We start from the raw sequence: 20,555 nt of genomic DNA, 5'->3' as shown, positions 1-20,555 counted from the left end.
GGGCCGGGCGGGGCTTCATGGTGCGCCATCGGGCTCGTGAATCCCAACCCGTCAATCGCGTCCGCGCGTCGGTGGCTCAGTGGTAGGAAGGCGCATGGCTCCCGCGCGGACAGGTGGTCAGGTCCCCTCGACGAAGGCCTCTCCACGGGGGGCCGACGACGGCCACCGGCTGGCGCTCGTCCTCGGGGCGTCGGCCTGGCTCGTACAGCCGCTTTACGTGGTGGCTGAGCTGGTCGCCGCGGCGCGCTCGAGCGCCCCTTACAGCCTGCTCGACCAGACCATCAGCGACCTCGGCGCGACGACCTGCACGAGCATCGACTACCCCTACGGCGCCGTGGAGGTCTGCTCGCCGCTGCACGCCCTGGTCAACGGGAGCTTCATCGTCTTCGGCCTCCTGCTCGCCGTCGGAGCCGTGCTGCTGCGGCGGTTCCTCCCGCGACCGCGGCTGGCCGCCGCCTCGACGGTGGCCTGGGTGGTCGCCGGCCTCAGCAGCGTGGCCACGGGCTTCGTGCCGGTGGACCGCGACCTCGACCTGCACTCCGTGGCGGCGCTCCCCTCGCTCTTCGCCATGCCGATCGCCCTGCTGCTCCTCGCGGGGTGCCTGCGTCGGATGGCCCCGGGGCTGGGGACCGCGACCGCCGTCGTGGGCCTCGCGTCTCTCGCCGGATCGGTCGTCTTCCTCGTCACCGCGACGAGCCCCGAGCTGGGGGGCGTGTGGGAGCGGCTGGGGTTCTGGCCCAGCTACCTGTGGCTGCCGGTCGTCGCCCTCGTGCTCCTGCGCCGGGCACGGGCGTCACGCGGCTGACCGAGCGGGCCGGGGAGCCCGGCGCGGGGAGCCCGGGGGAGCCGGTCCGGACATGCCACAGGCCAGCAGCCCGGGTGGGACTGCTGGCCTGCGGTGGTGGTGCGCCATCAGGGACTCGAACCCCGAACCCGCTGATTAAGAGTCAGCTGCTCTGCCAATTGAGCTAATGGCGCGTTGGCGAACAGTCAGGAACGTTACCACCGTCGTGGAGGTCGGGGCGAGCCGGTCGGGCGTGAGCGTGATCACTCCGGGCCGCCCCGCCCGCCCGGGCGGAGGCTGCGGGCGAGGTCAGCCGGTCGGGGCGAGGGCGGCGTCGGTGGTGTAGACGAGGCCCAGCGCCACCTGCCCGGACTTGAGGGCGGACTTCGTCAGCGGACCGCCGTCGTCGAGGGAGGTGTACCGCGAGACCGTGAGGCCGTAGGCCTCCTCGAGCTCGGGCAGCTCGACCGCGCGGTCGGCCAGGGTCGGCGGCCCGCCGAGGATGACGCCCCCGCGGCATGCCTCGGCGAGGTCGCTGAGGGTGGAGACGCCGTGCTCCTCGGCGAACGTCGTCGTCACGGCGATGGCGAGGTCACGCCGGGCGGGGGAGGGGGTGCCGAACGCCAGGCCCACGCGCTCGCCCAGGCCGCTCAGCGCCTCGGGCGTGCTCGCCACGGGCTCCCCGGTCGGTTCGGTCGCGGCGGGGCTGCTCCCGGGGGCGTCGGGGTCGGGGACCGACTGCAGGTACGCCTGCAGTGCGCCGGTGTACTCGGGCACGACGGTGATCTCCCCGGTGGTGAGCGCCGGGACGGCGATCTCGCGCTCGCCGACCACCCGCACCTCGGGCTCGTACCCCGCCTGGGCGAGGACACCGGCGTAGATGTGAGCGAGGACCGCGGACTCCGACGTGCCGCCGGCACCGACGACGACGGGACCGGAGCCACCCGTGTCCGTCACCGGGATCCGGGCGTCGGCGACGTACGCCGCGCCGACGTCCCCTGGAGCCAGCCCGTCGACGTCGACCGACCGGTTGAGTGCGGCCAGCGTCTGGGTGTCGAGCGAGGCGGAGGCGGCGTCGAGCGCGGCCACGAGTGGCGCCTCGACGGCGAAGGGGTAGATGGCGGGGACGACGTTCTGCGCGGGCCAGACCTGGAGGTCGTCCTCGAGGACGACGATGGCGTCACCGGCAACCGGCTGGCAGCCGTCCGCCGGGCCGGCCGCGCCGGTGCTGGGCGGGCGGGTGGTCTCGCCGGCCCCCGCGTCCTGGGCGGCGCAGCCCGCCAGGAGGACGAGGACCACGGCCGCGACCGTCACCATTCCTGCGCGCATGGATCCTCGTTCCTGCCCGGTTGCCGCCGCCGTTCCGGCGCGGCGACGTGGCCATTCCACCCTGCGGCGCAGGGTCCGGCAAGTGCAGCTCCGGGCGCCACGGGGCGGTGCGGCGCGTCGGGAGCGGCGCCTCGGCTAAGTTGGCTCCGTGCCGAAACCACGCGTGACGCTTGCCACCTGCACCGAGACCGGCCGCCTCGACGACGACGAGCAGGGGCTGCCCGACGCTCTCGCCGAACGTGGCATCGACCCGAGCGTCGCGGCGTGGGACGACGACTCGATGGACTGGGACGACGCGGGCATCGTCATCGTGCGGTCCGTGCACAACTACGCCACGCGCCGTGCCGACTTCCTCAACTGGGCGGGGTCGATGCGCAAGCTCCTCAACAACGCCGACGTGCTCACCTGGAACACGGACAAGCACTACCTCCTCGAGCTGGCCCAGCGCGGGATGCCGACGATCGGGACCGTGTGGTTGGAGCCGGAGCGCGGGTTGACCAAGCACCAGGTGCACACCCGGTTCCCCTCCCAGGGCGACTTCGTCGTCAAGCCGGCGGTCTCCGCCGGAGCGCGGGACACCGGCCGCTACACGGCCGTCGACGCCTCCTCGCGGATGAAGGCGATCCAGCACGCGTACGCGCTCCTCAGCGAGGGCCGGTCGGTGATGGTCCAGCGCTACCTCGACTCCGTCGACGTGCGGGGCGAGACGGCGCTCATCTACATGAACGGCATCCTCTCCCACGCCGTGGAGAAGGAGGCGATGCTCCACGGCCCGCGCGAGAGCGGTGAGAACGCCCCGCGGGAGGTGGCGCACGCGCGCCAGCCCACGCCGGAGGAGCTTCGCCTCGGTGAGGTGGTCCGCGCGGCGGTGCACAGCTACATGAAGGACCGCATGGGGCGGGACGCGCAGCTGCTCTTCAACCGCGTCGACGTCGTCGAGGGCGACGGGGGGCTGCCGACGGTCATGGAGGTCTCGCTCGTCGACGCCTCCCTCTACCTCGGCACGGCGCCGGGCGCCCTGGACAACTTCGCCGACGCGATCGCCGCACGGGTGTTCTGGTGATCCTCGGGCGCCGCTGAACGACGCCGCCCCGCCGACGACGCCGCCCCGCCGACGACGCCGCCCCGCCGACGGCGCCGCGGGCCTTTCTCACATCCCGGACCCCGGTGGACCGGCGACGAGCGCCGCCCCTATCGTCCAGGCACGGTCATGAGTCCTGGTGTCAGCCCCGGCTTGCCAGGCAGCAACCCCCCGGTCGGTGGGGTGCTCCGGGTGACGACCAGGCGGTGAGCCACTGGGCTCCCGCAAGCGATAGCCACGGGAGGACCACCATGCAGATCAACTCTGCTGCTCCGCGCGCGACGACCGCCTCCTCCCTCATGGCCGCGTGCATGTGTACGTGCGAGTGTCGGCGCTGACCTCTCGCCACCTCTGGCAGGTCCCGACCCCGGCCGGCGCACCGGTTCCGTGCGCCACACTCCGCTGCTTCGGCGCAGCGTGATCCTGCCGGCACCACCGTCCGCTGACGCCGGGCACCCCTGACGGGTCGCCCCGTCACGAGACCGGACGCCGGCACGCTCTGCCGGCACGCCCACGGCACGTCCCCGCCGCTCGGAGCGGGAGGCCGCCGTCGGGCTTGGCCGGTACGTCGCCACGCGCCTGCCGTGGACGACGCCGTCGCTCACCGAAGGAACACACACCATGGTCCTCACCGGACTCGTCGTGGGCGCCGCCCTCGGCTTCGCCCTCCAGCGCGGACGCTTCTGCGTCACCGGCGCTTTCCGTGACGTCTGGATCGGACGTCAGACCCGCTGGATGACCGCCTTCCTCATCGTCATCGCCGTCCAGAGCGTGGGCCTGTTCGCCCTGCAGTCCCTGGGCGTCATCGAGCTCGCCACCGGCGAGCTGGCCCTCGCCGCGACCGTCGTCGGCGGTTTCATCTTCGGCTTCGCCATCGTCCTGGCCGGCGGCTGCGCCACCGGCACCTTCTACCGCTCGGGCGAGGGCCTCATCGGCAGCTGGTTCGCCCTGCTGTTCTACGCGGGCTTCTCCGCGATGATGAAGTACGGGGTCTTCGCCGAGCTCACCGCCGCCGCCCGCGCGCAGACCGTCCCCGTCACGACGATCCACGACAGCCTCGGCATCTCCCCGTGGTGGCTCGTCGGCGCGCTCGTGGTCGGCGTCGGCGCCCTCGCGGCCCGGCACCTGGCCGCCGAGCCCAGGCTGCGGATCGCCACCCTCCCGCCGCGTCGCACCGGCCTGGCGCACCTGCTCCTGGAGAAGCCGTGGCACGCGTTCGCCACCGCGGTGCTCATCGGCCTCATCGCCATCGTGGCCTGGCCGCTCAGCGCGGCCAGCGGGCGGAACGCCGGCCTGGGGGTCACCACCCCGTCGGCGAACCTCGTGAGCTTCCTCGTCACCGGCGACGTCGCGCTCGTCGACTGGGGCGTCTTCCTCGTCCTCGGCATCCTCGTCGGCGCCTTCATCGCCGCCAAGGCGAGCGGTGAGTTCCGGCTCCGCGTGCCGGACGCGACCACCGTGGTGCGGTCGGTCAGCGGCGGTGCCCTCATGGGGGTCGGGGCCTCGCTCGCGGGTGGCTGCACCATCGGCAACGCCATGGTCAACACCGCCCAGTTCTCCTACCAGGGGTGGCTGTCCTTCGCCTTCATGGTCCTCGGCACCGGCGTGGCCACCCACCTGTTCATCCTCCGGCACCGCTCCAGCGCGGCCGCCGGGTCCACCCCCGCACCCGTCCTCGCGGGCGTCTGAGAAGGAGCGCACCATGCCCATCACCCTGGAGACCAACGGCCAGGTCTGCCCGTTCCCGCTCGTCGAGGCCAAGCAGGCCATCGCCGGACTGGACGACGGCGACCACCTCACCATCAACTTCGACTGCACCCAGGCGACCGACGCGATCCCGCGGTGGGCGGCCCAGAACGGCTACCCCGTGACGCACTTCGACCGGCTGGGCGACGCCAGCTGGACCATCACGGTGCAGAAGGCGTGAGCGCACCGGTGGCGGGCGGCGAGGCGCTCTCGTAGCGTCACAGGATCGACGCACCACCGCGGTGCGGACTGCACGGAGAGGAGGGTCCCCATGGGGTTCCTGAGGAAGGCCGTCCGAGGGGGCATCGCTGTCAAGGCGATGCAGATCGTGCGCCGCGAGGCCGCCAAGCCGGAGAACCAGCGCAAGGCCAAGGAGCTGGTCGGCAAGCTCAGCCAGCGCCGGAAGAACCGCGGCCGCTAGGACGCATGGCGCCCAAGGGCGCTGACGACGACCACGGCCCCCGGCCCGCGGCACCCGCCGCGGGACCGGGGGCCTGTCAGTTGCTCCCGGACCACCCGGCTCATGGCACCTTCGCTCGCGTGATCTCGGCCAGGAGAGCGAACCCAGGCCGGTCGACCGATGCGGCCGTGGCCGAGAGGATGACCACCCCGGTTCCCGCGGCACGGTCGACGCCGAGCCAGGAGCGAAAGCCGCCAGATCCGCCGTTGTGCCAGGTGATCGTGCGGCCGTCGACCTCCGTCACGACCCAACCCGCTCCGATCTGCGTCCTGCTGCCGAGCGGAGCGACCGGGTCGAGGGCGGCAACCCCTGGCGTGGAGGTGTCGAGCAGCGCCGCCGTCAGCCGGGCCATGTCCAGGATGGACGCCCGCACGCCCCCTGCCGGCGCCCATGCCTCTCCCGTCCACGGCTCGCGCGCCGCACCCCGCCGGCTTCGTCCGGTGACGGCGGCCGGCCGCAGCTCATCGACCGTCGCCGGCAGGTAGAGGTGCTCCAGCCCGAGCGGCCTGGTCAGTCGAGATCGGACGACGTCGACGAAGGCCATTCCGGCTGCGCCGGCGATGGCGTGACCGAGCAGCGCGAAGCCGACGTTGGAGTAACGGGTGCGGGGTGAGCCGAGCCGGACGCCGCGGGCATGAGCCAACAGCTCCTCCCGGCTCTCCCCGTACGGGTTGGACCCGTGCCGCCACAGGGCGATCGTCCGGCGCAGGGGCTGTGCCGACCGCGGCACGCTGGGCAGGCCGGACCGATGGGTGCTGAGCGAGCCCAGGGTCACTCCGGCTGCGGGGACGTCGCCCAGCGGCAACAGGTCGCCGAGAGTGGACTCCGGTGAGATCTCGTGGCGATCGCACGCGTCCGCGTACAGCAGGCCGGTGAGTCCCTTGGAGATCGAGGCGATCTCGAAGTCCGCGTCAACACCGGCGCCGCGGCTGGCGACGCTCACGGCGGACCCGCTCACGGTCGCGACGGCGAAGACCGGGTGCCGGGATCCCAAGAGCTCGCCGGTGCGCGAGGCGAGGTGCTCGTCCCCGGGATCCAGGGGGGTCATCCTCGACCGCCGAGCAGGCCACGACCGGCGACTCGTTCCAGCTCGCTGCGCCGCTGGGCAACCTCACCCAACCCCGTGAGCGGGTCCTCGTCGGCGATCGCGCTCATGGCCTCGCTCAGGTGCGTGAACTCCACTTGTCAACCGTAGTTGACGTAGGCCAGTGGGGTCAATCAACATTGACGGCGCCATCCTCGATGTCGCCGCTCGGCCTGCTCGCGCGCGTCGCGGAGAGCGGCCGGCGCCGTGACGACGGGAACCGGCGCCCGTGCGATCCGCGGGTGCCGGGCAACGCCCTGACCTGCCGCCGAGGGCAAGAAAAACGGCGAGGTGCGAACCCGACCAGAGTGGTTCCTCTGGCTCGGGTCACACCTCGCCGCATCGGGGTGAGTAACGGGGCTTGAACCCGCGACCTCCTGGACCACAACCAGGCGCTCTACCGACTGAGCTATACCCACCATCGCCTGCCGGGCGCACCGGCGTAGCAGTCGCCAAGTGTAGCCGGTTCCCGGAGCGTGTCAGGACGCGGTCGGGTCCGCCGCCGCAGTGGCCTTCGCCTCACCGGTGCCGGCCGGTGCCGTGAGGCGCGCGACGGCGGCCGCGGTCGGCTGTGCCGCGACGGCGTCGGCGGCCGCCTTGACGGTCGGGGAGTCGGGGCCGTCGCCCTGGGGGAACAGCGCGGCGCGGTAGTAGCGGAGCTCGTCGATGCTCTCGAGGATGTCCGCCAGCGCCCGGTGCCCGCCGTTCTTCGCGGGGGAGTGGAAGTAGGCGCGGGGGTACCACCGGCGGGCGAGCTCCTTGATCGAGGAGACGTCGATGATCCGGTAGTGGAGGTGGCTGACCAGGGCGGGCATGTCCCGCTCGAGGAACGCGCGGTCGGTGCCGACGGAGTTGCCGGCGAGGGGCGCGCGGCGCTCGTCCGGCACCCAGCGGCGCACGTACTCGAGCACCTGCTCCTGGGCGGTCGCCATGGGCAGGCCGTCGGCGAGCTCGTTGATGAGTCCGGACGTCGTGTGCATCTCGCGGACGACGTCGCCCATCCGTTCCACCGCGCCCGGGGGCGGGGCGATGACGAGGTCGAGGCCGCCGTCCACGGGGTTGAGCTCGGAGTCGGTGATGACGACGGCGACCTCGACGAGGGCGTCGGAGGCCAGGTCGAGCCCGGTCATCTCGCAGTCGATCCAGACGATGGGGTCCTTCGGGGGGCGTGCGGTCACCTCCCCAGCCTAGGCGCCCCGCGCTCCGGCGGCCGATGGCGAGTGCGCGGACGGGGGCACCGGGCGTCCGGCCAGACTTTCGGCTACAAACGTCAAGCGTGTGTGTTCTACAGATGATGCGCAGCCCTACGCTTCTGATCATGGGCGGGATGACACTGCGGGAGGCGGCACGGCGGGTGGGCGCCCACACGCTGGACGTCTACCGCGCCATCGCCTCCGGCGCGCTCCACGCCGAGGCCAACGCCGATCGGACGCAGTGGGTCATCGCTGCCGAGTGCCTGAGTGCCTGGCAGGCCGGCATCGCCTGCGCGCACCGCCCGGCAGCGTCCACGACGACGACTACGACGACGACGATCACCACGACTACCACGACCACGACCGAGCCCGCGCACGCCGACCTCGAAGGCGCGCACGGCCCTGCACGCCCGGCCGAGGACGACGGCTACGCACCAAGGGTGGGGCGCAGGCGCCACGACCGCGTCTCCGGGAGCATGGCGAGCGTCACGTCTCCGTAACGGCGAGGACATGGTGGCGACATGGGCGGCTGCTCAGATGGTGCCGCGCCGCCCTCCCGGCGCTCCGCGCCGACCGAAGGAACCCATGAACGCCACCTCCTCCGCCCGTCCCGCCCGTCGGCGCTGGGGCGCATGCCTGGCCGCCGGCACGCTGGCCGCGGCGCTCCTCGCCTCGCCCGCATCGGCTCTCGTCGCCGCCGACGAGCCCTTCCCGCTCGACCTCGCGACCGCCGGTGTCGCCGACGTCGAGACGGGGCTGGCCTCCGGCGCCTTCACCTCCGTCGAGCTGACGGAGGCGTACCTCGCCCGTATCGAGGCGCTGAGCATCAACGGCCCCGCTCTCAACGCGGTGCGCTCGGTCAACCCGGCGGCACTGCGTGAGGCGGCCGCCCTGGACGCCGAACGTGCGGCCGGCACCACGCGCGGACCCCTCCACGGCGTGCCGGTCCTCGTCAAGGACAACATCGACGTCGCCGGGATGCCGACGACGGCCGGCTCCGTCGCGCTGGCCAACTCCTACCCGGCGTCCGACGCCCCCGTCGTCACCCAGCTCCGGGAGGCCGGCGCCGTCATCCTCGGCAAGACCAACCTCACGGAGTTCGCCAACTTCATGACGAGCGGGATGCCCAGCGGGTACAGCTCGCTCGGCGGGCAGGTGCTCAACCCCTACGACGCGAGCCAGACCCCGAGCGGTTCGAGCGCCGGCAGCGGCGTCGCCGCCGCCGCGGGGCTGGCCACGCTGACGATCGGCACCGAGACGTCCGGTTCCATCCTCAGCCCGGCCCGCGCCAACTCCCTCGTGGGGATCAAGCCCACCGTCGGGCTGGTGAGCCGGACGGGGATCATCCCCATCTCGGCCAGCCAGGACACCGCGGGCCCGATGACTCGCACCGTGGACGACGCCGCCGCGCTCCTCACGGCCATGACCGCCGTCGACCCGGAGGACCCGATCACGGCCGAGAACCCCGCCGCGGGCTTCGACTACCGCGCTGCGCTGTCCGACACCGCACTCCGGGGAGCCCGGCTCGGCTACGTCGCCAACGACAACGCCGTGTACCAGGCGGCCCTCGCCGAGCTGGCGGAGCAGGGCGCCACGCTCGTCCCCGTCACGGTGGGCGGGACCAGTGCGCCCGGCATCCTCGTGCCGGAGTTCGAGCGGGACCTCAACGCCTACCTCGCGCGGCTGCCCGAGTCTGCCCCGATGGACAGCCTCACCGACATCATCGAGTTCAACAACGCCCACGCCGCGGACGCCCTGAAGTTCGGCCAGACGTTGCTCGTGGAGTCGGAGGCCGTCGACCTCGCCGACCCGGCGCAGCTGGCGGCCTACCAGATCGCCCGTGACCAGGGCATCGCGGAGACCCGTGGCGCCATCGACTCGGTGCTCGAGGCGAACGACCTCGACGCCATCGTGTCGAACTCCGGTACGACCGGCGTGGGGGCCCGGGCGGGATACCCGTCCGTCATCGTGCCGGCCGGCTACGAGGCGGCCAACCGCCGGCCCGCCGGGATCGTCTTCCTGGGCACGCGCTGGACGGAGGCGAGCCTGCTCGCGATGGCCTACGACTTCGAGCAGGCGACCCAGGCATGGCTGCCGCCGGAGACCGTGAACCCCACCCTCTTCCGCTGCACCGCGCTCACCCCGCCCGCCGAGTTCGCGGAGCACTGCACGGACGAGGACGACGCCGAGACCCCGACGCCGGAGCCGACCCCGGAGCCGACGCCGGAGCCGACGCCGGAGCCGACCCCGGAGCCGACGCCGGACCCGACCACCGAGCCGACCCCGGACCCCACGACGGACCCGACCACCGAGCCCACGCCGCCCTCGGCCGCGCCGGGCGGGGGCACCGGTAACGCGGGCGACGACGACGCCCCCGGCGGTTCGGGTGGCTCGGGTGGCTCGGGTGGCTCCGGCGGTTCGGGCCCCGGTGCCTGGGGACCGGGCCGTGACCTGCCCAGCACGGGTGCGACGGGACCGGTGCAGTACCTCGGCCTCGGCACGCTCCTGCTCGCGGCGGGTGGCGCATTCCTCGTGGCTGTCCGCCGTCGGGCACTCGCCGACAGCTGAGTGAGGCGCTGGGGCCGGCCGCGGGTGCGCGGCCGGCCCCAGCGGCGCGCCTCCACGGCGCGTAGTCGCCGGCCCCGGCCGCCCCGGCGCTACGGTGACGGCATGCCCACGCCATCGCCGGCGGCCCAGGGCCGACCGGTGTTTCCCGTCGTCACGGAGCGGCTCACGCTGCGGCTGCACCAGCCGGGCGACGTCGCCTGGCTGCGCCGGATCTACTCCCGGCCCGACGTCGCCCGGTACCTGCTCGACGAGCCGTGGAGCGCCGAGGACGCGGAGCGGCACGCCGCGCAGCGCCTTGCGAGGAACGATCTCGACGGCGAGGCGGGCGGGTTGGTCCTCGTCATCGAGCACGAGTCGGAGCCGGTCGGTGAGGTCCTCCTGTGGTTCACCGACCGGGAGCACCGCGTCGCCGAGATCGGCTGGGTGCTCGACCCCGAGCACGGGGGGCGCGGCCTGGCGACGGAGGCGGTCCGCCACGTCCTCCGCCTCGCGTTCCGCTCCTGCGCCGCGCACCGGGTGGTCGCCCGGATGGATGCCCGCAACACCGCGTCGGCGGCGCTCGCGGCCCGGGCGGGCATGCTCCGGGAGGCGCACCTGCGCCAGGACTGGTGGAGCAAGGGCGAGTGGACGGACACCGTCGTATTCGGGGCTCTCGCGTCCGACGTTCCCTGACGCGGCTGCCCGCGGCGAACCCGTCGATGTGCGACGGCTCCGCGCTCGCCTGCGGTGGCGTCACACGGGTGCCCGCGCCCTCTAGGCGCCGTACATACTAGTTGGTACAGTCGCCGCATGAGCGCACGGGACCAGCTGACCGCGGCGATGGCAGAGCTGCTGTGGGAGCGCGGCTACGCCGCCACGAGCCCCCGCGACGTGATGGCACGCGCCGGGGTGGGCCAGGGGAGCATGTACCACCACTTCGGCGGGAAGCACGACCTCGCCGTCGAGGCGTTCTCGGCGGTCGCCGAGGAGATGGCGGCGGCGTCCTCGCCGCTCGACGGCGACGGGTCCCCGCTGGAGCGGATGAAGCGCTACCTCGCCATCCCCCGCGCGGGGACGCGCGGGTGCCGCGTGGGTCGGATGACGCAGGACCCCCAGGTGGTGGCCGACCCCGAGCTCCTCGCGGTCGTCGCCGGCGCCTTCGACGCGATGCTGGCCCGCTGGGAGCGGGCGATCGCCGAGGCGGTGACCGCCGGTGAGCTGCCGGCGAGCACCGTCCCGGCCGACCTGGCCCGGACGCTGTCGGCGGTCCTCCAGGGCGGCTACGTGCTCGCCCGGGCGAAGGGCAGCCAGGAACCGATGGACGCGGCCGTCCGTGGCGCCCTGTCCCTGCTCGACGCGGCGCACGCTGCGGCGAGGACGAGTGACCCACCCGACTAGGAGACCGCCATGACCACCCGGATCGGAATCAACGGCTTCGGCCGCATCGGCCGCGCCTACCTGCGAGCCGCCCTGCGCAGCAGTGCCGACGTCGAGGTCGTCGCCGTCAACGACATCGCCGACGCCGCGACCCTCGCCTCGCTCCTCGAGTGGGACTCGGTGGCGGGACACCTCGACGGCGTGCACGTCGACGGGGAGGCGATCGTCGTCGACGGTGCCCGCATCCGGGTCACCGCCCAGCGCGAGCCGGCGGACATCCCGTGGGGCGAGGACGGCGTCGACGTCGTCGTCGAGTCCACCGGCCGCTTCACGGACGCGGCCAGCGCCCGACGGCACCTGGCGGCGGGAGCGCGCAAGGTCATCATCTCCGCGCCGGCGTCCGGTGACGTCCCGTCGGTGGTGCTGGGGGTCAACGACGACGCGATCGTCGCAACGGAGGACGTGTTCTCGAACGGCTCCTGCACCACCAACTGCCTCGCCCCGATGGCGAAGGTGCTCCATGAGGCGTTCGGCATCGAGTCCGGTCTCATGACGACGATCCACGCCTACACCAGCGACCAGCGCCTCCACGACGCCCCGCACCGCGACCTGCGGCGCGCCCGAGCCGCGGCGTTGTCGACCATCCCCACGTCCTCGGGCGCCGCCCGCACGATCGGGCGCATCATCCCCGAGCTCGACGGGAAGCTCACCGGCCTCGCCCTGCGGGTGCCCGTCCCGGTCGGCTCCATCACCGACCTCACGGTCGCGCTCACCCGGCCGGCGTCCGTCGAGGAGGTGAATGCGGCCTTCCGTGCCGCTGCGGACGCGCCCGAGCTGTCGCCGTACCTCGCCTACTCGGAAGCGCCCATCGTGTCGGCCGACATCGTCGGCAACCCGCACTCGGCGATCTTCGATGCGCCCCTGACCCAGGCCATCGGCGATCAGGTCAAGGTCTTCGCCTGGTACGACAACGAGTGGGGCTTCGCGAACCGGCTCGTGGAGCTGTCCCAGCGCATCGCCGCATAACCGGCGCAGCCGAAGGTTGCCGGGCCGACCTCGGGACGCCGTCGGCGCCCCCGGCAGGACTCGAACCTGCAACCTACGGATTAGAAGGCCGTTGCTCTATCCATTGAGCTACGGGGGCGTGGCGCGCGGCCTTGGCCGGCGCCACCGCCATTGTGGCACCGCGGGGCACTGCGGGGGTGAACCGTTCACCCCGGCGACGGCGCGCTCACTTGGTTCCACGGGCCCGACACGGCACCCTGGGGGCGTGAGCGTCCCGCTGGTACCCGTGCGCCTCCCGGGCCGTGAGCAGACGGGCGTGCGCTCGCCGCTCCTGGACGTCGTCACGGACCTCGAGGCCGACGTCGAGGCCGCGCACTTCCCCCTCGACCTGCCGGACCTCGACCACCTGCGGACCCTGCAGGCACGGGTGCGGACGCAGATCAGCGCGCACCTCCTCCCGCGGCTGCGCTTCGCGGCGGCGCCTGCAGTGGTCGTCGTCGGAGGCTCGACGGGCGCCGGCAAGTCCACGCTCGTCAACAGCACCGTCGGGGGCGAGGTCTCCCCGGCCGGTGTCCTGCGACCTACCACCCGCACCCCGGTCCTCGCGGTGCGTGCCGCCGACGCCCCGCTGTTCGCCGGGCACCCGCTGACCGAGCTCGCCCGGCTCGTCGAGACCGACGGCGTCCCGGCGGGACTCGCGCTCCTCGACGCGCCGGACTTCGACTCCGTCCATGACGACAACCGGGCCCTCGCCGACCTCCTCATCGAGACCGCGGACCTGTGGGTCTTCGTCACCACGGCGGCCCGTTACGGCGACGCCGTGCCGTGGCGCGTCCTCCTCCAGGCGCAGGCCCGCGGCGTCTCCGTGGCGATCGTCCTCAACCGCGTGCCGGCCCGGGTGCTCCGCGAGGTCCGCGCCGACCTCCTGCGGCGCCTTGACGCCCTCGGGCTCGGCGGCGCGCCGCTGTTCGTCGTCGACGACGTCGGCCCGCACGAGGGCCTGCTGCCCGACGGCGTCGTCGGCCCCCTGCGTGACTGGCTCGCCCTGCTCGGCGGGCGGAACACCGCGCGCGGCGTGGTCCGGCGCACCACCCAGGGCGCGTGGGGCAGCCTGCGGGAGGACCTGCTGCGCCTCGCTGACGGCGTCAGCGCCCAGGCCAGCGCGGCCGCTGCGCTCCGCAAGGCCTGCGTGCGGGCAGCGGCCGGCCCGGCCGAGGCCGTCGCGGCGCGCATCGCCGGCGGCTTGGCGGCCCAGGGCGCCCCGACCACCCGGTGGCTGTCCCTGGCGAGCACGGGCGGGCCGCTCGCCGGCCTGCTCGGCGACGTGTCCCGGCTGCGCCGCGGGTGGCGGTCGGGCGGCCTGCGCGCGCGCTCCGCGGCTGCCGCGGCGGTCGCCGCCGACGTCCGCGCCGCCCTCCTCGCCCTCCTCACCGACGCCGCGCTCGAGGCGCACGCCGCCGTGCGGCGCGCCTGGGTCGACGGCGGGGCGTCGGCCCTCGAGGTCCCGGGGGACGCGGACGCCGCACGCCGCGCCCGGGTCGAGGCCGCGCTCGATGCGTGGACCCGGGGCACCGCGACCGCGCTCGCCCCGGTCGCCGCGCCCCACGGCGCCGCGCTCGACGAGGACGGTGTCCTCGCCCTCGTCCAGGCCGCGGCCGCCGGGTCGAGCGGAGCCGCGCGAGCGGTCCGCGCGCTCCTCGGCACGCCGGGGGAGGCCGCCGTCGAGGCGTCTGCCGAGGCACTGCTCGAGGAGGCGACGGCGGTGATCGAGGCGGAGCGGGACCCCTTCCTCACCCGCCTGGACAGCCTCGACCTCCAGGCGGCCGCCGGACCTGCCATGCGCCTGCGCGCGAGCGAGCTGAAGGGCCACCGATGACCAGCGCACCCGAGGTGGACGTGGCGACCGCCGAGCCTGCCCGCGCCGAGTCGGGGGAGGGCGGGCTGCTGCGGCACCGCCTCGCCGAGCTCGAGGCGGGGATCGACGTGGCCGGCAGCGAGATCGACCCGGCGCTCGCCGAGCGCGCCCGCGCCGACCTGCGCCGCGTCGAGGCGCGCCTGGCCATCGGCGTCGACCGCACCGTCGTCGCGCTGGTCGGCGGCACCGGCTCGGGCAAGTCGTCGCTCTTCAACGCGATCTCCGGGCTCGGGTTCGCCGACGTCGGGGCCATCCGTCCCACGACGGACCGCGCGGCGGCCTGCGTGTGGGGCGGAGCGGCCGACGAGCTCCTCGACTTCCTCGCCGTCGCCGAGCACCGGCGCATCGTCCGCGAGACCGTGCTCGACGCGGAGCGCCAGCGCGCCCTCGAGGGGCTCGTCCTCCTCGACATGCCCGACCACGACTCCGTGGCCGAGGCGCACTCCGAGCAGGTCGACCGGCTCCTGCCGCTCGTCGACGTCCTCGTGTGGGTGGTCGACCCGCAGAAGTACGCCGACAACGTCCTGCACGAGCGGTACCTGCGGGCGCTGGCCAACCGGCAGGACTCCATGCTCGTGCTCGTCAACCAGGTCGACACCATCCCCTCGCACGCCGTCGGTCCCGTCGTCACCGGGGTGCGCTCGCTGCTCGCCGCGGACGGCCTCGCCGACGTCGACGTCCTCGCCACGTCCGCCCTCACCGGCGAGGGCACCCGCGAGGTCCGTGCCGCCCTCGCCCTCGCCGTCGCGCGGCCCTCGGTGTCTGCGCGTACCGCCGACGCGGAGCTCGACGCCGTCGCGGCCCGGCTGGCCCCCGCGGCCGGCGGGACGACACCGGTGGCGGCTGCCGAGGTCCCGGACGGCGCCGCCGACGATCTCGCCCGCGCCGGGGGCGTGCCGACGGTCGAGGCGTCCATCCGGACCGCCGCCGCCCGGGTCGGGGGAGGCGCGCTCGCCGAGCCGCAGCCGCCCGCTCCGGCGACCGTCGCCGCGGTGCGCGCGCGGTGGCTCGACGCCGCCACGGCCGGCCTGCCCAGCCGGTGGCGCTCGGCGGTGGACCGCGCGCTGGCCCCGTCCGAGTCGTTGGCCGCCGCCGTCACCGAGGCGATCGGCGCCGTCGACCTGCCGCCCGTGCGCCGCACGAGCACCACGGTGGCCCACTGGCTCGGGCTGGCCCTCGCCCTCCTCGGCCTGGTCGCGCTCGCGGTCCTCGCCGTCGGGGCCGTCACGGCGTCGGACGTGCCGACGGCGGCCCTGGCCATCGGGGGCATTGCCGGGCTCCTGGTCGGCGGGGCTCTCGTCGTCGGTGCCCGGGCCGCCCGCCGGACGGCGGCCGACCGGCTCTCCACCGCCTACCGCGCGGACGCCGACGCGCGCGTCCGCGACGTCGTCCGGTCGCGGCTCGTCGAGCCCACCGAGGCCGTGCTCGCGCGCCAGCGCCGGCTGTCCGAGTCGCTACGGGGCAAGTAGCCGCACGGCTGGTCGCGGCCGGCTGGTCGCCGCACGGCGGGGCTCTGCCCGTCGACGCGGCCGCCTGCGCGTGTGCCGGCGCGGTCGCCGCCGCGCTGAGCGGCTCGACGTCTCCTGCACAGGGGCGCGCGGCGCCGGGGCGTCCACAGAGTGCGCGCGGGGCGCTGCACGGCGTCGGGACGGGGCGGCAGCGTGTGCTCCGAGGCCGGCACCGGGCCGGCCCGGAGCGAAGGAGTACGCGATGCCGAACGAGACGCAGGTGACCGTCCGCGGGTTCGTCGGGGGCCCGCCCCTCGTGTTCGTCACCCCCCGTGGGAACCGGCTCGCGCGGTTCCGCCTGGGGACGACGCCGCGCGTGCGCGACGCCACGGAGGGATGGCGGGACGGTTCGACGGACTGGTACACGGTCAAGGTCTGGAACGACTTCGCCGACAACGTGAGCCGGTCCCTCGACAAGGGGACGCCGGTCATCGTGCGGGGCACGCTCACCGTGGAGACCTGGACCACCGACGACGGGCAGGACCGCAGCTCGCCGACGATCACCGCCGACTCCGTCGGGGTCGAGCTCAACACCGGGACCGCCTCGTTCACCCGGGTGGTCCGCGGGGCCCGGATCGGCGGGGAGCCGCCGGCGCCCCGCACGACCGACGCGGCCCAGCTCGCGCCGACGCCGTGGGACCTGCCCGGCACCGCGGGCGAGGACGCGGCCGCCCCCGGCGCGTCCGGGCTCCCCGACGACCCGGCCGACGGCGCGTTCGAGCCGCAGCCGGACGACCCGGCCGAGGAGGTCCTCGCGGAGGTCGGCGGGTCGTGAACGCGCCGTCGACGACGGCCGCCCGCGGGGTGACCTACGCTGGGAGGTTGAACGGCCGGGCACCTCCTGGCCGCCCACCCCCTCGATGCACATGGAGAGCTGTGGCCGAGTACATCTACTCGATGGTCAAGGCGCGCAAGGCGCACGGAGACAAGGTCATCCTCGACGACGTCACCATGGCGTTCCTGCCCGGGGCGAAGATCGGCATGGTCGGCCCCAACGGTGCCGGTAAGTCGACGATCCTCAAGATCATGGCCGGGCTGGACACGGCCTCCAATGGTGAGACGCGGCTCTCTCCCGGCTACAGCGTCGGGATCCTGCTCCAGGAGCCGCCGCTCAACGAGGAGAAGACCGTCCTCGGCAACGTCCAGGAGGGCGTCGCCGAGATCAAGGCCAAGCTCGACCGGTTCAACGAGATCGGCGAGCTCATGGCCGACCCGGACGCCGACTTCGACGCCCTCATGGCCGAGATGGGCACCCTGCAGACGGACATCGACGCCGCGAACGCGTGGGACCTCGACGCCCAGCTCGAGCAGGCGATGGACGCGCTCCGCTGCCCGCCGCCGGACGCCGACGTGTCCGTGCTCTCCGGTGGTGAGCGCCGCCGCGTCGCCCTGTGCAAGCTCCTGCTCGAGGCGCCGGACCTGCTCCTCCTCGACGAGCCGACCAACCACCTCGACGCCGAGAGCGTGCTCTGGCTCGAGCAGCATCTGGCCAAGTACCCCGGCGCCGTCATCGCCGTCACGCACGACCGGTACTTCCTCGACCACGTCGCCGAGTGGATCGCCGAGGTCGACCGCGGCCGTCTGTACCCCTACGAGGGCAACTACTCCACCTACCTGGAGAAGAAGCAGGCCCGCATGGCGATCCAGGGCAAGAAGGACGCCAAGCTGGCCAAGCGCCTCAAGGACGAGCTCGACTGGGTGCGCTCCAGCGCCAAGGGACGGCAGGCCAAGTCCAAGGCGCGTCTCCAGCGCTACGAGGAGATGGCCGCGGAGGCGGACCGCACGCGCAAGCTCGACTTCGAGGAGATCCAGATCCCGCCGGGCCCGCGCCTGGGCTCGGTCGTCATCGACGCGAAGAACCTCCAGAAGGGCTTCGACGACCGGCTGCTCATCGACGGCCTGTCCTTCACGATGCCGCGCAACGGCATCGTCGGCGTCATCGGCCCCAACGGCGTCGGCAAGACGACCCTGTTCAAGACCATCGTCGGGCTCGAGCCTCTCGACGGCGGCGAGCTCACGGTCGGCGAGACCGTGAAGATCTCCTACGTCGACCAGTCCCGCGGCGGCATCGACCCCAAGAAGACGTTGTGGGAGGTCGTCTCGGACGGCCTCGACTTCATCCAGGTCGGCAACGTCGAGATGCCCTCGCGCGCGTACGTCGCGGCGTTCGGCTTCAAGGGCCCGGACCAGCAGAAGCCGGCGGGCGTGCTCTCCGGTGGCGAGCGCAACCGCCTCAACCTCGCGCTCACCCTCAAGCAGGGCGGCAACCTCCTGCTCCTCGACGAGCCCACCAACGACCTCGACGTGGAGACCCTCGGGTCGCTGGAGAACGCGCTTCTCGAGTTCCCCGGCTGCGCCGTCGTCGTCTCCCACGACCGGTGGTTCCTCGACCGTGTGGCGACGCACATCCTCGCGTGGGAGGGCACCGAGGAGAACCCGTCGTCCTGGTACTGGTTCGAGGGCAACTTCGCCTCTTACGAGGCGAACAAGGTCGAGCGCCTGGGCGCCGACGCCGCACGCCCGCACCGCGTCACCTACCGCAAGCTCAAGCGGGACTGACGGGGCATGGCCCGCCTCACCATCCCGGTGCGCCTGCGCTGGAGCGACATCGACGGGTACGGCCACGTCAACAACGCCGCCATGCTCACCCTCCTCGAGGAGGCCCGGATCGCCGCGTTCTGGGCCTCCCCGGGGGAGGCGGCCGACGGCGGTCAGCGCGACGGCGTGGGCGACGACGGCGCGGCGGATGACGGTGCCGGCACTCACGGTGCCGGCGGCACCGGCGACGGCGGCAACGCGGGCCGCAACGGCGGGGGCGGCAAGATCCTCGACGCCGGGCCGGGCGCGAGCACCGCGACCTTCATCGCGCACCAGGAGGTGGAGTACCTCAGCCCCTTGCCGTACACGCTCGAGCCCCTCGCGGTGCAGATGTGGCTGGCGCGCATGGGCGGGGCGAGCATCGACGTCTGCTACGAGGTGCCAGGTCCCGACGGCGTCGCCGCCCGCGCGATGACCACTCTGGTGCTCGTCGACCCCGCCACGGGTCGGCCGCGTCGGATCACCGACGCGGAGCGGGCCGCCTGGCAGTCGCTGGTGGAGGAGCCGGTCGCCTTCCGGCGCAACCTCAGCCGCTGAGCGGGTCACTGCCCTCGGTAGGTGCCGATGCTCCAGAGGTTCCCGTCGGCGTCCCGGACGGCGAACTGGTGGGAGCCGTACTCCGTGTCGTGAGGCGGCTCGGTCACCTCGACGCCGGGGAGATCACGTACCCGGCCCCAGGCGCCGTCGACGGTCGCGGGCTCCGCGGCGACGACGTAGGCGCCCTGGGGTCCGAGCGCACCCCACGCGCCCGGCTTGTCGCGGGTGCCGAACATGACCCCGCCGCCGTCGGGCCATCGGGCCTCGGCGTGCTCGACGACGCCGTCCTCGGAGCGGTACAGGACGGTGACGACGAACCCCAGCGCGTCGAGGAACCGGACGCCGGCGTCGACGTCGGTGAACCCGATGCTCGGCCAGACGCTCGGCGCGGGCGGGTCGGTGAACGTGGTGGTGGTGGCGGTGTGTGCGGTGGGATGGCTCATGGCGCCGAGTCTCGTCCGCCCGGGGCACCGGCGTCTTGGACGAATGGGAGCTCCTCGCGCACCCACGTCGTCACGCTGCAGCCTGCCATCGCCCGCCACTCGCGGGCCAGGTGCGCCTGGTCGGCGTACCCGCAGCGCACCGCGACCTCGGCGAGCGCCGGCCGAGCGGGCAACAGGAGGAGCGAACGGGCCGCCTGGAACCGGGCCACCCGGCCGGCCTGCTTCGGGGTGAGCCCGGTGGACTGGCGGAACCGCTCGGTCAGGTGCCGGCGTCCCCAGCCGACGTGCCGGGCGACGTCGGGCACCGCCACCATGCCGCCCGTGGCGAAGAGCACCCGCCACGCCTCGGCGACCTCGGGCGGGACGCGGGGGAGGGAGTCCCCCAGGCGATGGAGCAGGGCTGCGTCAAGGGCGGCGAACCGCTCCGACCACGTCGCAGCCGCAGCCAGGCGTTCGACGAGCACGTCGGCGGCCGGTCCGATGATGTCCGCGAGGTCGACAGTGAGCCCGCTCAGCTCCACGGCCGGTACGCCCAGCAGGGCGTGAGCCGCGGGCGGCGTCAGCGCGTACTGCACGCCCTCCTGCTCACCGGTGGCGTCGATGAACGCCGGCGCCACGTGCAGCCCGCCGACGACGGCGTGGGCGGTGACGTCCGAAGCGAGCCCCGTGACGTGCATCGGTCGGGCGAGCTCGACGACGAGTGTGAGGGACCCGGAGGGCAGGCCACGGTGCACTCCCGTCGGCATCGGGCCGGCCCGGTAGCCGTACGCGTGCGCGACGAGGGGCCGCAGCGGCGCAGCAGGCACGTGTGCCAGTCCGGACACGTCTGCCATGGTCCCGCGCGCGCCGCCGGATGACCAGGGTGCGGGACGGTCGATTCGCCGCCGCCGCCGCCGCCGCCGCCGCCGCTGCTGCCGCCGTCGCCGCCGCTCCCGCTGCCCGCCCCCG

The 20,555-nt window shown here is 73.9% G+C and carries 21 protein-coding genes, 3 tRNA genes and 1 riboswitch; of the genes, 15 read left to right on the top strand and 9 right to left on the bottom strand.

The genetic code is table 11. The features are described from left to right. The first annotated feature begins 94 nt into the window (after positions 1–94). Positions 95–805, top strand: a complete 711-nt coding sequence (locus tag EBO36_RS11035) for a DUF998 domain-containing protein (RefSeq protein ID WP_122824662.1) — start codon at positions 95–97, stop codon at positions 803–805. Between the two features lie 97 nt (positions 806–902). Here the strand turns inward: EBO36_RS11035 and EBO36_RS11030 are convergent. Together EBO36_RS11030 and EBO36_RS11025 are read right to left on the bottom strand one after the other, a co-directional pair. Further along, a tRNA-Lys gene (locus EBO36_RS11030) sits at positions 903–978 on the bottom strand. A gap of 115 nt (positions 979–1,093) precedes the next feature. After that, on the bottom strand, positions 1,094–2,113 hold the full coding sequence (locus EBO36_RS11025) for a glycine betaine ABC transporter substrate-binding protein (protein ID WP_122824661.1): 1,020 nt from the start codon (positions 2,111–2,113) through the stop codon (positions 1,094–1,096). A 148-nt stretch (positions 2,114–2,261) separates the two neighbouring features. Here EBO36_RS11025 and EBO36_RS11020 point away from each other — a divergent pair, with 148 nt between their 5' ends. The 4 genes from EBO36_RS11020 (at position 2,262) to EBO36_RS15360 (ending at position 5,361) form a co-directional block, all read left to right on the top strand. Beyond that, a complete protein-coding gene (locus EBO36_RS11020; RefSeq protein WP_122824660.1) occupies positions 2,262–3,176 on the top strand; it encodes an ATP-grasp domain-containing protein in 915 nt (304 codons plus the stop codon). Positions 3,177–3,319: 143 nt separating this feature from the next. Next, positions 3,320–3,431, top strand: a riboswitch (SAM riboswitch). Positions 3,432–3,815: 384 nt separating this feature from the next. After that, complete coding sequence (locus tag EBO36_RS11015) at positions 3,816–4,883, top strand: YeeE/YedE family protein (RefSeq protein ID WP_122824659.1); 1,068 nt, start codon at positions 3,816–3,818, stop codon at positions 4,881–4,883. Positions 4,884–4,896: 13 nt separating this feature from the next. Continuing rightward, positions 4,897–5,121 (top strand): sulfurtransferase TusA family protein, encoded by a 225-nt coding sequence (locus EBO36_RS11010; protein WP_122824658.1) that lies wholly within the window; start codon positions 4,897–4,899, stop codon positions 5,119–5,121. Positions 5,122–5,211: 90 nt separating this feature from the next. Next, complete coding sequence (locus EBO36_RS15360) at positions 5,212–5,361, top strand: hypothetical protein (protein ID WP_164471446.1); 150 nt, start codon at positions 5,212–5,214, stop codon at positions 5,359–5,361. 100 nt (positions 5,362–5,461) lie between these two features. On the opposite strand, the gene EBO36_RS11005 is transcribed toward EBO36_RS15360, so the two are convergent. The 4 genes from EBO36_RS11005 to orn all read right to left on the bottom strand — a co-directional run bounded on the left by EBO36_RS11005 (position 5,462) and on the right by orn (position 7,614). Next, positions 5,462–6,448 (bottom strand): serine hydrolase domain-containing protein, encoded by a 987-nt coding sequence (locus EBO36_RS11005; RefSeq protein WP_122824657.1) that lies wholly within the window; start codon positions 6,446–6,448, stop codon positions 5,462–5,464. Further along, positions 6,445–6,582, bottom strand: a complete 138-nt coding sequence (locus EBO36_RS15355) for a hypothetical protein (protein WP_164471445.1) — start codon at positions 6,580–6,582, stop codon at positions 6,445–6,447. Before EBO36_RS15355 ends, EBO36_RS11005 begins: the two co-directional genes overlap by 4 nt. 248 nt (positions 6,583–6,830) lie before the next feature. Next, positions 6,831–6,903, bottom strand: a tRNA-His gene (locus EBO36_RS11000). A 60-nt stretch (positions 6,904–6,963) separates the two neighbouring features. After that, the gene (orn, locus tag EBO36_RS10995) at positions 6,964–7,614 is read right to left on the bottom strand and encodes an oligoribonuclease (RefSeq protein ID WP_244925421.1); all 651 of its coding nucleotides are present in this window, start codon (positions 7,612–7,614) and stop codon (positions 6,964–6,966) included. A gap of 188 nt (positions 7,615–7,802) precedes the next feature. On the opposite strand from orn, the gene EBO36_RS10990 reads away from it, so the two are divergent. The 5 genes from EBO36_RS10990 (at position 7,803) to gap (ending at position 12,627) form a co-directional block, all read left to right on the top strand. Continuing rightward, complete coding sequence (locus tag EBO36_RS10990; protein ID WP_127571216.1) at positions 7,803–8,177, top strand: hypothetical protein; 375 nt, start codon at positions 7,803–7,805, stop codon at positions 8,175–8,177. Between the two features lie 85 nt (positions 8,178–8,262). Further along, the gene (locus EBO36_RS10985) at positions 8,263–10,245 is read left to right on the top strand and encodes an amidase family protein (protein WP_122825626.1); all 1,983 of its coding nucleotides are present in this window, start codon (positions 8,263–8,265) and stop codon (positions 10,243–10,245) included. 102 nt (positions 10,246–10,347) lie between these two features. Then, positions 10,348–10,917, top strand: a complete 570-nt coding sequence (locus EBO36_RS10980; RefSeq protein ID WP_122824654.1) for a GNAT family N-acetyltransferase — start codon at positions 10,348–10,350, stop codon at positions 10,915–10,917. 117 nt (positions 10,918–11,034) lie between these two features. Beyond that, complete coding sequence (locus EBO36_RS10975; protein ID WP_122824653.1) at positions 11,035–11,622, top strand: TetR/AcrR family transcriptional regulator; 588 nt, start codon at positions 11,035–11,037, stop codon at positions 11,620–11,622. A gap of 9 nt (positions 11,623–11,631) precedes the next feature. Continuing rightward, positions 11,632–12,627: a type I glyceraldehyde-3-phosphate dehydrogenase gene (gene gap, locus EBO36_RS10970; RefSeq protein ID WP_122824652.1), complete on the top strand. Its 996-nt coding sequence runs from the start codon at positions 11,632–11,634 to the stop codon at positions 12,625–12,627. A 45-nt stretch (positions 12,628–12,672) separates the two neighbouring features. On the opposite strand, the gene EBO36_RS10965 is transcribed toward gap, so the two are convergent. Beyond that, a tRNA-Arg gene (locus EBO36_RS10965) sits at positions 12,673–12,745 on the bottom strand. Between the two features lie 126 nt (positions 12,746–12,871). Here EBO36_RS10965 and EBO36_RS10960 point away from each other — a divergent pair. The 5 genes from EBO36_RS10960 (at position 12,872) to EBO36_RS10940 (ending at position 19,164) form a co-directional block, all read left to right on the top strand. Continuing rightward, entirely contained in the window at positions 12,872–14,482 is a 1,611-nt protein-coding gene (locus tag EBO36_RS10960) for a GTPase domain-containing protein (RefSeq protein WP_122824651.1), read from the top strand. Beyond that, entirely contained in the window at positions 14,479–15,990 is a 1,512-nt protein-coding gene (locus EBO36_RS10955; RefSeq protein ID WP_122824650.1) for a GTPase, read from the top strand. The genes EBO36_RS10960 and EBO36_RS10955 overlap by 4 nt, the downstream gene beginning before the upstream one ends. Before the next feature lie 241 nt (positions 15,991–16,231). Continuing rightward, on the top strand, positions 16,232–16,804 hold the full coding sequence (locus tag EBO36_RS10950) for a single-stranded DNA-binding protein (protein ID WP_122824649.1): 573 nt from the start codon (positions 16,232–16,234) through the stop codon (positions 16,802–16,804). 101 nt (positions 16,805–16,905) lie between these two features. After that, entirely contained in the window at positions 16,906–18,588 is a 1,683-nt protein-coding gene (gene ettA / locus EBO36_RS10945; protein WP_122824648.1) for an energy-dependent translational throttle protein EttA, read from the top strand. 6 nt (positions 18,589–18,594) lie between these two features. Further along, the gene (locus EBO36_RS10940; protein ID WP_122824647.1) at positions 18,595–19,164 is read left to right on the top strand and encodes an acyl-CoA thioesterase; all 570 of its coding nucleotides are present in this window, start codon (positions 18,595–18,597) and stop codon (positions 19,162–19,164) included. Between the two features lie 5 nt (positions 19,165–19,169). Here the strand turns inward: EBO36_RS10940 and EBO36_RS10935 are convergent, their stop codons facing one another. Then, on the bottom strand, positions 19,170–19,607 hold the full coding sequence (locus EBO36_RS10935) for a VOC family protein (protein ID WP_122824646.1): 438 nt from the start codon (positions 19,605–19,607) through the stop codon (positions 19,170–19,172). Then, a complete protein-coding gene (locus EBO36_RS10930) occupies positions 19,604–20,431 on the bottom strand; it encodes an AraC family transcriptional regulator (RefSeq protein ID WP_206515484.1) in 828 nt (275 codons plus the stop codon). The genes EBO36_RS10935 and EBO36_RS10930 overlap by 4 nt, the downstream gene beginning before the upstream one ends. Between the last annotated feature and the right edge of the window lie 124 nt (positions 20,432–20,555).

Source organism: Georgenia faecalis (assembly GCF_003710105.1).
Classification (GTDB): domain Bacteria; phylum Actinomycetota; class Actinomycetes; order Actinomycetales; family Actinomycetaceae; genus Georgenia_A; species Georgenia_A faecalis.
Note: the sequence above shows the minus strand (reverse complement) of the source record. Positions and strands in the feature narration are given on the sequence as shown.